Here is a 12,472-nt window from a genome sequence, read left to right as displayed (position 1 = left end):
GCTAATTACAATTATAGAGCGTACAATAGATAAAAAATATAATCAGAAGCAACCCCTTTTTTGTACTATTTCACACTCCTAATTCCATGGACAATTTGAGCTCGGACTACGATAAAAAGAGAGGTAGAATACAGTGAGTCCTTCCTATGTACATTTCGCAGCGCCGCCTTTTCCATATTTTCTGGAATGCAATCACACTGTTTATCAACCCGGAGAGCAGCATCCAAATAGAAGCCATATCGGCTTATTTGATCTGATTATTGTAGAGCAAGGTTGCCTATTTATCGGTGAAGAGCATAATCAATGGGAGGTTGCGGCTGGGCATACGCTGCTTCTGCTGCCTGACCGCTATCATTATTCCGTTAAGTCTTGCGAGGAGCTGACTTCGTTTATCTGGATTCATTTTCATACCCTCGCAGATTGGTCAAGTTCTGATGGCGAGCCCGTGTATATCAACCGAGAGACACATTTCCGGCAGTTTCTTACTCATCCATATACCATTCGCATCCCGCAGTTTGGTCCCCTTCCTGATCCCTTTAAACGGAGTGGACAAGCTGAGAAGCTTTTACAGCTGTCCACTGGAAGACGTTCCAGTGCAGTTTGGGAGCAGCAAAGGATTTTTGAAGAAATGCTGCGGATGATGGATCTGGCGCAGCATGATACTTCAGAAAGTCATGCGGTAGAGATCGCCGAGAGGACAGAGACTTATATCCGCAATCATTATGCGGAGCCTCTCTCCAATGCCTCTCTGGCGGATGCGCTGCATTTTCATTATAACTACCTTGCCCGCTGCATGAAACGCGTATATGGACTGACTCCGATGGAGTATTTAACGGATTACCGTTTGGAACAGGCCAAGCTGCTTCTGCTTAAGACAGAGATGCCTATAGCTGCGATCGCAGAACGTATCGGTTTCGAGAGCACCGCCTACTTCTCGCGTCGCTTTACTCAGCAGATCGGAATCTCTCCGCTTCGCTTCCGCAAGCGGTATTCCCGATAACGGCAAAAACAGCATGTCTCATAATTGGAGGCGTGCTGTTTTCGTTGTTAATGCGGTGCGCTGCTTTAGCTTTCTTGTGTGCTGTTGGCTTACGTGATCAACTATGGATTAATTGGACGCGAGATGCGAGATGCGAGTTGCGAGTTGCGAGTTGCGAGTTGCGAGTTGCGAGTTGCTCCTCTAGCTCGGAGAAACTTAAGTAACTATTATGATGGAGCAGTACTCCGCTTGGCACATTTCTTGTGTACCCGTGATCCGTCCTAAATCCTTCTACTGCTCTTACTTCTTACTTCTTACTTCTTGATTCTTGCTTCTTGCTCCTTGCTCCTTGCTCCTTGCTCCTTGCTCCTTGCTTCTTGCTTCTTGCTTCTTGCTTCTTGCTTCTTGCAATAATTTTACCAGTTTACCTTCCTAGGCGTGGCGCACTCATACTTACCATAGATCAACGCTGATTATGCGGCTCGACCCTCTAAAGCTTATCAACAAGTAACTCTCTGTATAGCCATCACACTACTCTCTGTATCCCCCGGAGATGCGTCTGCTTAATCATCCATTCATAGCATTCCCCGTTGTGGACCGGATTGCAGCTATTTGTGATTTTCGATCCATTTTGCAGCAGTTTCGGACTGCATAGCTCTTATTGCTCATAATTTGCTCCAAATCGGGCTACATTTGTGGGAATAACTGCAACTGAGTCCGATAGTGTGACAAAACGAGCGGAATCATGGAAATAAGAGCAACTGAGTCCGAACAGTTGCTGAAAAGAACGCCGCCTGCCGAATTTGATCCTAAACGTGCTAGCCATTGTTTAAACTAGCTGTCTGGGGCTCAACCTAGCTACTCCGTGCGAGAAATTAGTTACCTGTTGCTCAAACTAGCCGCCTACGTCTCGATACCTGCTACCTTTTGCTAGAACTTGATCGTATCGGACCGTATTGCAGCTATTTCAGCATATGGGTTCATTTTGCGAAGGTTTCGGACTGCATAGCTCTTATTGCTCATAATTTGCTCGGAATCGGACTACATTTGTGGGAATAGCTGCAACTGCGTCCGATAGTGTGATAAAACGAGCGAAATCATGGAAATAAGAGCAACTGAGTCCGAACAGTTGCTGAAAAGAACGCCGCCTGCCGAATTTGATCCTAATCGTGCTGCCCATTGTTTAAACTAGCTGTCTGGGGCTCAACCTAGCTACACTGTGCGGAATTAGCTACCTATAGCTCGACCTATCTATACCGTGTGCGGAATTAGCTACCTATGGCTTAACCTAGCTACTCCGTGCGCAGAATTTGTTACCTGTTGCGCAACCTAGCTGTCTACGTCTCGAAATCAGCTACCTTTTGCTCGATCTTGATCGTATCGGACCCTATTGCACCTATTTGTGATTTTGGGCCCATTTTGCGGCAGTTTCGGACTGTATAGCTCTTATTGCCCTTGATTTGCGCAGAAAAAGAGCACATTTGAGCGAATAGCTGCAACTGGGTCCGTTAGTGTGACAAAACGAGCGGAATCATGGAAATAAGAGCAACTGAGTCCGAACAGTTGCTGAAAAGAACGCCGCCTGCCAAATTTGCTCCTAATCGTGCTAGCCATTGTTTAAACTAGCTGTCTGGGGCTCAACCTAGCTACACTGTGCGGAATTAGCTACCTATAGCTCAATCTATCTACACCACCGTGCGGAATTAGTTACCTGTGGCTTAACCTAGCTACTCTGCGAGAAATTAGTTACCTGTTTTTCAAACTAGCCGCCTACGTCTCGAAATCTGCTACCTTTTGCTAGAACTTGATCGTATCGTATCGGACCGTATTGCAGCTATTTCAGCATATGGGTTCATTTTGCGAAGGTTTCGGACTGTATAGCTCTTATTACCCTTGATTTGCACAGAAAAGGAGCACATTTGAGCGAATAGCTGCAACTGAGTCCGATAGTGTGACAAAACGAGCGGAATCATGGAAATAAGAGCAACTGAGTCCGAACAGTTGCTGAAAAGAACGCCGCCTGCCAAATTTGCTCCTAAACGTGCTGCCCAGTGCTTAAACTAGCTGTCTAGGGCTCAACCTAGCTACACTGTGCAGAATTAGCTACCTATAGCTCAACCTATCTACTCCGTGTGCGTAATTAGCTACCTATGGCTTAACCTAGCTACTCCGTGCGGAATTATTTACCTATGGCTTAACCTAGCTACTCCGTGCGCAGAATTTGTTACCTATTGCACAACCTAGCCGCCTACGTCTCGAAATCAGCTACCTTTTGCTAGAACTTGATCGTATCGGACCCTATTGCACCTATTTATGATTTTCGGCCCATTTTTCGGAAATTTCGGACTGTATAGCTCTTATTGCTCATAATTTGCTCGCAATCGGACCACATTTGTGGGAATAGCTGCAACTGGGTCCGTTAGCTCGAAAAAATACCTTGTATCTGCCTAATAGGGTCTTCTGGGTCCGCATGATTAGGCCCGAAATCAGTTTTTTTGCTTCAATGCAATTTTTTGGAAGTGACAAGCATATTTATAAGACATGCCTTTAATGTGGAGATGTTAAATATGCAGTCATTATTAAGATACGCGATCATCCTGATCGGAAGCTTGCTCATTGCAGCAGCAACTAATTTTTTTCTAGTCCCATATAAAATCCTAGATGGGGGAATAATAGGAATAGCCCTCATCATCAATTATTTATCCGATGCCAAAATCGGTATAGCTGTCCTTCTCTGCAGCTTTCCGATTTTCCTGTTAGCCTGGCTGAAGGAACGCGATATCTTTTTCAATAGTGTATTAGGTTTATTGACCTCATCGTTTCTGATTGAGCTTCTCGGTCCCTTGCAGTACCACTTTCTGTATTATTTTGAGTTCGGCTCCATTTCCAGCGCCATTATTGGCGGTTTTTTAATGGGAACGGGTCTTGGGCTTATGCTGCGGTTCAAAGCCAGTACAGGCGGAACGGATCTGCTTGCTCAATATATCAAAAGGTATCTCCCGCTTAACCTTGGACTCATCATTTTTTTGACAGATTTTATAATTATCGGCGCGGGGGGACTCCTGATTTCCAAAGAAACCTTCTTCCACTCCATCCTCACGATTATCGCTGGGGGTGTGGCCACAGGTCTCTGCACCTTGGAGACTGAAGAGAAATGGGAAAAAATATGAATATACACGATCATATGTTCGTATTATAATAATAAGAAAATCATCTACCGTATCTCTACCTCACCTGGAGAGTGTGAATCTATGAATAAAGAGCGTGTTATTTTGTTATCCGATTGTCAGAGCTTTTACGCCTCCGTGGAGAAGGCCTCTAATCCGCAATATAGCAACAAACCGCTTATTGTCGCCGGAGATCCGGCTAGACGAAGCGGGATTGTACTTGCCGCTTGTCCGTTAGCCAAATCTTTTGGCATTACTACCGCTGAGACTTTGAAGGAAGCACTCGCGAAATGCCCCGAAGTAATCGTCGTCAGACCACATATGCAGCAATATATCGATGTTTCCTCCCAAATCACGGACATTCTACGCAAATTCAGTGACCTCGTAGAACCTTATTCCATCGATGAGCAGTTTATTGATATCACCGGCAGCCTCAGCTTATTCGGAAGCCCAAGACAGATCGCTACGACCATTCAGGACTTAATCCGCAGAAATACAGGTGTGCGCGCACGTATCGGTATAGGTTATTCCAAGGTTACCGCCAAAATGGCTTGCGACCTGTGGGCCAAGAAGAACCCGGAGGGTCTATTTACCCTCACTCAGGAAGAGCTTCCAGATGTACTTTGGCCGCTGCCCATTAGTGAGTTGTTTATGGTAGGCCGCCGCATGTCCGCGCACTTCCAAAGCATGGGTCTCACAACGATAGGCCATTTGGCACAGATGCCGCTAAGCGAGCTGAAATGGCGCATGCGGGAGAAATTCCATAAAAAATGCGATATCGATGCCGAGCTATATTGGCGAATTGCCAATGGCATCGACGATAGCCCTGTAAGTCCCGCTACCTATGAAGTTGCACCCAAGAGCGTCGGGCACCAAATGACACTGCCACGGGATTACTATACACTGCAAGAGATCAAGACCATCATTCTGGAGCTCTCAGAGCTGGTGTGCAGGCGCAGCCGCAAACTGAAGGTGCATGGTGCAGTCGTGTCTGTTGGCTGCCAAGGCGCCAGCTTTGATGACCCCAGCGGCTTCTCGAGACAGACTACGATGAGCGATCCTACGAATGCAACCCAGCTGGTATACGAGGCCGCCCTCGCTCTTTTCAAACAGCATTGGGAAGGTCAGCCTGTGCGCCGAATTCATCTAAGCCTGTCCAATCTGTCTGACGAAAGCCAATATCAGCTAACCTTATTTGAGTCGCGCCCCCGCTACCGCGAGCTCGAACGGGCCACTGATGCGCTGAAGAATAAATACGGGGAATCGATCATCGGACGCGCCGCATCGTTCACAGATGCTGGACAACTTAAGGACAGATCCGGAAAGATTGGCGGGCACTATAAATAAACAGTGCATCTTTATACATTTTATTTCTGAAACTATATTAAAATATATCCCATATCGTTTATAATGCTATATTGAGGTTGTTATTTTCACACAATGAAGCGACAATCATAAGTATATACACATAGATATGTAACATTCCAGGGGAGGACCGGAGAAGTTGGAAAGCACGAGCAACACTAACACTACCTATTATGAAATCGTTGATCTCTGTCTTCTTGCTGGCAAGATCATGCTGCAAAACGGTGCAGAAACCTACAGAGTAGAAGATACAATGACACGTATGGCTGCTTCTCTCGGTTTTCCAGGGGCACATAGTTATGTGACACCAACCGTTATTATGTTCACCACCAATAGAACGGAGCCCGTTAAGTTATATCGGATTGCCGAGCGAACCACAGATCTGCAGAAAGTCTCAGAGGTTAATGATATCTCGCGGCGTCTGAACGAGCGTCAGATTACAGCCGAGGAAGCTCGGACACGATTAGGTGAGGTCGATGATGCCGCACATGCGTATCCGGTATGGCTGCAAATCATAGCAGCGGCGCTTACCGGCGCTTGCTTCACCGTTATGTTTAAGGGCAGCTTGTGGGATGCTCTCCCCGCATTGCCGATTTCCGGGTTAGGTTTTGCTGCGGTTATCTACCTGCATCGTCTTGTGCAGACTAGATTTTTTGCAGAGTTCTCTGCTTCCTTCCTGATCGGACTTCTAGCCTTCTATTCTGTAAAGCTGGGCATAGGTCAAGAAATGGACAAAATCATCATCGGCTCCGTGATGCCTCTAGTACCCGGTCTACTCATTACTAATGCCGTTCGTGATCTGATGGCTGGTCATCTGGTCTCAGGCATATCCAAAGGAGCAGATGCCTTTCTAACTGCTTTTGCGATCGGTACAGGCATTGGGCTTGTACTATCACTATTTTAATTTTCCATGTGAAAGAGGTTAGCCCTTCATGATTTTGCAACTTATAACCAGTTTTATCGCCGCGGCAACCTTCTGTATTTTATTTAATGCGCCTAAGCGCGCTCTACTGCAGTGTGGTTTTGCTGGAATGGTGGGCTGGATGGTGTATGTGATCCTTGATGTAGAGTGTGGGCCTGTTGTTGCTACGTTTGCGGCTACTGTAGTGGTGGGCATCGTCAGCCAGCTGTTTGCCCGATCCTTCAAAATGCCGGTTATTATTTTTAGTGTAGGCGGTATTATCCCACTTGTTCCGGGTGGTCTTGCTTACGATGCTATGCGTAGATTTGTAGAAGAAAACTATAATCTGGCTGTAGAAATCGCTGTTCGGGCATTAATGCTCTCTGGCGCAATTGCGGCTGGACTGGTACTGAGTGAAGTTATCGGACAAATGTTCCGCCGTCGTGCAAGCAAAGCATAACCTTCTTACAACGTCATCTCATAGATTCAAAAAAAAGAAATCGTCTCTTGGTATAATGAGGATCATCCGTCCCTCTTCCAAGAAGCGATTTCTTTGTTTACTGTCCTAGCTACACAAGTACTGCTACAGGTTCAACCTCCGAATAAATACTATTGATCCGGTTATTTTTAATCCAAGAAAGTCCTACGGTACCTTCACCCGCATGAACAGCCACGGCAGGAATGTAAGTCATAATCTCCGTACGTAAATCAGGCGCCATCTCTTTGATGTCTTCTTCTAGCTTCAGCGCCATTTCTAAATTATTGGAATGCATGATGCACACATCGCTAACAAGTCCAGCATCCTGTTTAAAGATATCTAACAGCGCCTGCTTCGTCTTCTTCATGGTGCGGATTTTTTCCACAACAATGACCTTGCCCTCGTCAAAACGCAGCAGCAAATTTATCCGCAGTAATTGACTAAGAATTACCTGTGTACCAGAAACACGCCCACTACGGTGAAGCTGGGACAAGCTTGCAGGAATTAAGTAGAAGGACATATTTTGAATGATATTCTCTATCTTTTCTTTAATCTCTAGGCCAGTAAAGCCCATCTTGTGCCAATGAATACCTCGCGTAATCATTTCCCGAATCGGATAAGCGCCAACCTTGGAATCAATTCCAATAACATTAGCTTCTGCTATTTCAGCACCTTGCATGGAAGCATTGTATGTTCCGCTAAGCCCTGTCGAAAGATGCACCGCGATAATCTCATCATATTCTTCCTTCAACCGTTCGTATAACTCGATAAACTCACCGATTGGCGGCTGTGAGCTGCCTACTTGATCATGCTGACGCATTTTCTCATAGAACTCATCGATCGTAATATCTATATTTTCTTTATAACACTCGTTGTTAATAATCAGACGCAAAGGAACAATATACACATGGTTGTTCTTGGCGAACTCAGGATCGATTGTACATGTACTGTCGGTTACCCAGGCAATTGATTTCATGGTCACTTGTCACTTCTCTCTTTCATGAAAGGAATAGTAGAATGTTTGAAGAGACAAGGGCCACTAAACCTTCTCGGCCAATGAATCACTCTCTCATCCTGTACAATCAACATACGAATAGATCAGCGGTTTAGGAAGTCCTCGTGCGTATTCGTAAATTATACAAGATAACGAGCGATAAGATAGGCAAAACAGGCCGATAATGCAAATTTCATTCATCTTTTTTCAACTTTATTCGACATTATTTCACATTATCTATGACGAATATACCTATCCTAATAGAGCCAGTTCATGTTATGTAAAAGCCTAACCACAGCAAAAATATCCCCGTCCCCACCCTCACCGTTCTTACATAAATCAGCGCTTGGTAGTTACATTAATAGGTACTCTTTACAGTTGTTACAGTACGGGGCTAAGTTATGATTGGTCAGATATGGCCCGGCATCTGTCAATTTGTCCAACTTTCCCTGTTGGCGGGTTGCGCTCGCCTTTATAAAGATCAGTTACCTTCTGCTGTGATAAAGCTTTTTACGGTGTGATTAAGGCTACCGTCCAGTTTTTCTCCTGAATTTTAAAATCCAACTCGCGATAAGACTTAGACAGTTCATCAATCCGCTTCTGAATCTGAGCGACATCCACCGTTCTCTGGAAACGAACCTCAGAGCGGCTATACCGATCCTGAGTGATCGAAGCTTGCTCAAGCAAATCGCTAAACAGCTTCCGCAGCTGAAGCATTTTATCCCGTTCGGATAGGGCGTCGGCAATACTCCAATTCTCATTGAAGGCAACAGATGAATTCGTTCGATTAATCGCTCGAATCAAAATCGTCTGCTCGTTAACAGCTATTTCTAGCTCATGCAAAAGAGCCTCCGGCTGCTCTGCCGGATCTTCCCCCTCCTGCACCTTAACGACCCGATCGAGCCGCTGCTTTAGCTGCGCGATTTTACGGGTAAGATCACTTCGGTTCACTAATGCTTCCGCAAGTTTCATCTTTAAGTTCCCCCTAAGATTTTCTGATAGCTGGCGATATCCAGTCTTCGACCAAATTTACAGCCAATCTCCTTGAAGTAGGCACATTGTTCATATCCATTCTTTGAGAAAAGCTGGCGACTGCGTTCATTCTCTGCGCAAACGGTAGCTACTAACACATGGAAATCCAGTTCGGCAGCTCTCTTTTCAATAAAACGTAAGGCATGCTGTCCTATTCTTTTACCCACACAAGCCGGTTTCAAATACACACTGATCTCCCCAGAGCTATCATAAGCCGGCTTACTCTTATGTCTAGCAATCAGAACATAGCCCTGAATAACATTATCCCAGGATAATATAACGTATGATTTGAACCGCGGATCATCATTCATCACTGATTGCCGCATTTCGTCCAAACTTAAAGGCTCGGTATGAAAAGAAACCGTAGTGTTCAGCACGTAATAGTTATAAATATCGAGTACATCCGACAGATGCTCTTCGCGAATTTCAGTGAATAACAAGCTTTCTCCCACTACTTTGTTCAACACAGCTAATCCTCCCAAATGGATGTTTCCAAATGATCGACGAACTTGCGTAATTTACCGGCTAGCTTGCGGTTAATGGTTCCATCCTGGTACAATTGCTGCACCTTATCCCGTTGCTCCTGAATAGCTTTCAGTTTCAATTCAAGCTTTTGATCATCAACGAGACCATCCTTTGTCCAGCCTTGACCCTGCTCGAAGCGTGAGATTAGTTGCTCATAACTGCATGCAACCTTCTCTACTGCTTTTCGGTTGTTCTCATTCATACTTGCATTAACAGCAGCTATTGCTGCGCGGGACATAGAAATCTTAGCTTTTCTTGCACATTCAGCCTGTTGCAGCATTTGTTGGCTAGCTTCCCGTTCGTTTTGTCCTGAGAACATCCCCGCAAATAGCCTTCTAATCTCTGTAAGGGATAATCTAATTTGAGAGTTGAGACTTCTGGCTAAGAAAACTTCACTATGATCCAAGAATTCTTCCATTTTCTGAGCCACTGAGGCAGGAATCTCATTGTTAGTAAGCAATCGGGTCAGCTCTTTGCGTTCAGCATGCAAGCCCACTATCCTTGCTTCAACCCCAAGCCGACGGAGTTCCTCAAATGCCGGATCGTTCGCTTGATCCTCGCGGTTCAGACTATAAACCTTTTCTCTAAATTCACTCAAAGCTGGCTGTGCGGAATCCTTGCTCTCCTCCGTCATCATACTTTGAAGCAGCGTTATCCCGGCAGCAACGACCTTAGATTTGGCCGCCTGTTCAACCTCAGTGTCCCCTGGTTCGGCAACCGGCTCTTCTTTACCTGCGAGAATTGGTAAAAAGATACTAGCGATCAGCAGTGACATCAGAATCACACCCGCAGCGATAAAGATAATTAGATCACGTTCAGGAAAAGGTGAGCCATCTCCTAACACAAAAGGAATCGAAAAGGCACCGGCTAAAGTAACCGCGCCTCGCACCCCTGAAATGGTCAGGATTAGCATGGACTTTATAGACGATTTTTCCATTTTTTGCAGGCCGGCGCCAGCCAGGGAAAATACATATACCCATATAAAACGCAGCACAAAAAGCAGTAACGTTATCGCTAATACATAACCAATCACCATAAGATTGTCCACCGCTGTATCCCGGTAGATCACTTCAATAACATCTGGAATCGACAATCCGAGAATAAGGAAGACCAAGCCATTCAAGATGTAGAGCAGCACAGACCATGTGCTGGCAGATACCAGCTGTAGCTTATACTGTGGCGAGACCGCACGGTCCTTCTCGACCGCATGAATTATCCCCGCTGCAACCACAGCTAAAATGCCGGATACCCCTATTTCTTCACTGATCAGATACACAATGAAAGGAGTCAGGATTTGCAGCAGCACATGTACTGTGATGTCCTCCATCCCCAGTCTGCGGATAAATACACTGAACCGAATCAGGAGGAACGCGAGTATTGCTCCGACAATTAGCCCACCTAAAGCGATAATCACAAAGCTAATGGAGGCTTTCGGCAAAGAAAATATGCCTGTAACAGCTGCTGCAATAGCGAAGTTAAACGCAACAAGGCCAGAGGCATCATTCATCAATGATTCGCCCTCTAGAATACGATGAATACTCTTGGGAAGATGTACTCTCCCAGCGATTGCACTTACCGCCACAGCATCTGTCGGCGATAAGATCGCTGCCAGCGCAAAAGCAGCTGCGAGTGGAATGGTGGGAATCATCCAGTTAATGGAATAACCAGCGATAAGCACTGTAGCAAATACCAAGCCTAGTGCCAGCATTAAGATTGGAGCCCGCAGGTTCCATAACTCATTTCTTGGTGTTCGCTTTCCGTCATTGAACAAAAGCGGAGCAATAAATAACACGAAAAACAACTCTGGCTCCAGTGACATATGTATTCCCAAAGGCAGTAGTACGACCACTACACCCAAGCCAATTTGTATTAAGGGTATCGGCACGAAGGGAATGAATCGGTTTATGATGTTGGATATTGCGATAAGCCCAAGTAGGACGAGTACAACTAGAAATGTCTCCAAACCACATCAACTCCCTTTTTTATATTTGATTATTATATCGCAAAGCTTTAGGCAAGGGCAAAATCTAGCAAAAGATTCTTAACATTAAAATCCCCTACAAATTCCACAAAAATTCCATCAGATACATATTGACATAAATATTTATTTGTGTTATAATAAAGAATTTACCTATTGTGTTTATTTACAGTTTTGAGTAATATATGCATTAGCCTCACGGCGTCGCTCTTATTATCAATCACGGAGGGATAATAATGTACATTGCTCAAGGAATAGAAATGCTCGAGATTACAGCGCAGGTTATGGGTGGAAAAGACACGATTTACCCCACGCTACTCTGGGATGAACATGCCGCCGTACTCGTCGATACCGGATTCCCGGGTCTACTCTCTACTTTCAAAGAGGCTCTAAAAGAAGCGGATGTGCCTTGGGAGAAGCTCCGTACCCTTATTATCACGCATCAGGATTTAGACCATATCGGTTGCCTCCCTGCCCTATTGGCTGATGAAGATCTAGAGCTTACTGTTCTGGCTCATGAAATTGAGCAGCCCTATATTCAAGGAGAGCGAATGCTCCTTAAGCACACTCCTGAAGCTTTAGCGGCGGCAGCGGCTATGATCCCAGCTCATGTACCTGAGGAGTGGCGGCGTGCCTTCCTCTCTGTATTAGCCCATCCTCCTAAAGGAAAAGTGGATCAAACGCTTGTGGATGGAGAAAAGTTACCTTTTGCCGGTGGAATTACGGTGATCCATACCCCTGGCCATAGCCCAGGGCATCTCAGTCTTTACCATCATGATAGCCGTACACTTATTGCCGCCGATGCCTTGACCGTTCAGGATGGCGAGCTACAGGGTCCCACTCCTTCCGCCACCCCTGACATGGAGCTGGCTTTGGCCTCTCTGAACAAGTTCTCTGAGTATGAGATCGATACGGTCATTTGTTATCATGGCGGACTCTACCGCGGAGATGCAAACAGACGTATTGCTGAACTAGCAGAAGGAAAAGGAAAGCTGTAATGATACAAAAGAAGACAGAGCCTGAAATCCGGCTCTGCCTTCTCTTGTTATATAT

The 12,472-nt window shown here is 45.5% G+C and carries 10 protein-coding genes; 6 read left to right on the top strand and 4 right to left on the bottom strand.

The features are described 5' to 3' along the window. Positions 1-133: 133 nt before the first annotated feature. The 5 genes from MHI32_RS11775 to MHI32_RS11755 all read left to right on the top strand — a co-directional run bounded on the left by MHI32_RS11775 (position 134) and on the right by MHI32_RS11755 (position 6,872). Positions 134-1,000: an AraC family transcriptional regulator gene (locus MHI32_RS11775; RefSeq protein WP_076183289.1), complete on the top strand. Its 867-nt coding sequence runs from the start codon at positions 134-136 to the stop codon at positions 998-1,000. Between the two features lie 2,546 nt (positions 1,001-3,546). Then, positions 3,547-4,149, top strand: coding sequence for a YitT family protein (locus MHI32_RS11770; RefSeq protein WP_076218939.1), 603 nt, complete (start codon positions 3,547-3,549; stop codon positions 4,147-4,149). Between the two features lie 81 nt (positions 4,150-4,230). Then, positions 4,231-5,493: a DNA polymerase IV gene (locus MHI32_RS11765; protein ID WP_076189810.1), complete on the top strand. Its 1,263-nt coding sequence runs from the start codon at positions 4,231-4,233 to the stop codon at positions 5,491-5,493. Between the two features lie 157 nt (positions 5,494-5,650). After that, entirely contained in the window at positions 5,651-6,415 is a 765-nt protein-coding gene (locus tag MHI32_RS11760) for a threonine/serine exporter family protein (protein WP_076129956.1), read from the top strand. A 28-nt stretch (positions 6,416-6,443) separates the two neighbouring features. Then, on the top strand, positions 6,444-6,872 hold the full coding sequence (locus MHI32_RS11755; protein WP_036685970.1) for a threonine/serine exporter family protein: 429 nt from the start codon (positions 6,444-6,446) through the stop codon (positions 6,870-6,872). 109 nt (positions 6,873-6,981) lie between these two features. On the opposite strand, the gene MHI32_RS11750 is transcribed toward MHI32_RS11755, so the two are convergent. The 4 genes from MHI32_RS11750 to MHI32_RS11735 form a co-directional block, all read right to left on the bottom strand. Continuing rightward, the gene (locus MHI32_RS11750; protein ID WP_076129966.1) at positions 6,982-7,866 is read right to left on the bottom strand and encodes a DegV family protein; all 885 of its coding nucleotides are present in this window, start codon (positions 7,864-7,866) and stop codon (positions 6,982-6,984) included. A gap of 528 nt (positions 7,867-8,394) precedes the next feature. After that, entirely contained in the window at positions 8,395-8,856 is a 462-nt protein-coding gene (locus MHI32_RS11745; protein WP_340012390.1) for a DIP1984 family protein, read from the bottom strand. A gap of 2 nt (positions 8,857-8,858) precedes the next feature. Continuing rightward, on the bottom strand, positions 8,859-9,383 hold the full coding sequence (locus MHI32_RS11740; RefSeq protein ID WP_254847619.1) for a GNAT family N-acetyltransferase: 525 nt from the start codon (positions 9,381-9,383) through the stop codon (positions 8,859-8,861). Between the two features lie 2 nt (positions 9,384-9,385). Then, the gene (locus MHI32_RS11735; RefSeq protein WP_076306228.1) at positions 9,386-11,404 is read right to left on the bottom strand and encodes a Na+/H+ antiporter; all 2,019 of its coding nucleotides are present in this window, start codon (positions 11,402-11,404) and stop codon (positions 9,386-9,388) included. Between the two features lie 251 nt (positions 11,405-11,655). On the opposite strand from MHI32_RS11735, the gene MHI32_RS11730 reads away from it, so the two are divergent. Beyond that, positions 11,656-12,417 carry an MBL fold metallo-hydrolase gene (locus MHI32_RS11730; protein WP_340012389.1) on the top strand — a complete coding sequence of 254 codons (762 nt, stop codon included), beginning with the start codon at positions 11,656-11,658 and terminating at the stop codon, positions 12,415-12,417. Positions 12,418-12,472: the final 55 nt, after the last annotated feature.

It is taken from the genome of Paenibacillus sp. FSL H7-0690 (assembly GCF_037980415.1).
In the GTDB taxonomy this organism is placed as follows: domain Bacteria; phylum Bacillota; class Bacilli; order Paenibacillales; family Paenibacillaceae; genus Paenibacillus_AQ; species Paenibacillus_AQ odorifer.
The sequence above is the reverse complement of the archived record's forward strand: the minus strand, read 5'-3'. Positions and strand labels throughout refer to the sequence as shown.

Coding starts and splice junctions, on each gene's coding strand:
- MHI32_RS11730 (WP_340012389.1), top strand. CDS start 11,656: ATGTACATTGCTCAAGGAATAGAAATGCTCGAGATTACAGCGCAGGTT.
- MHI32_RS11750 (WP_076129966.1), bottom strand. CDS start 7,866: ATGAAATCAATTGCCTGGGTAACCGACAGTACATGTACAATCGATCCT.
- MHI32_RS11755 (WP_036685970.1), top strand. CDS start 6,444: ATGATTTTGCAACTTATAACCAGTTTTATCGCCGCGGCAACCTTCTGT.
- MHI32_RS11745 (WP_340012390.1), bottom strand. CDS start 8,856: ATGAAACTTGCGGAAGCATTAGTGAACCGAAGTGATCTTACCCGTAAA.
- MHI32_RS11765 (WP_076189810.1), top strand. CDS start 4,231: ATGAATAAAGAGCGTGTTATTTTGTTATCCGATTGTCAGAGCTTTTAC.
- MHI32_RS11770 (WP_076218939.1), top strand. CDS start 3,547: ATGCAGTCATTATTAAGATACGCGATCATCCTGATCGGAAGCTTGCTC.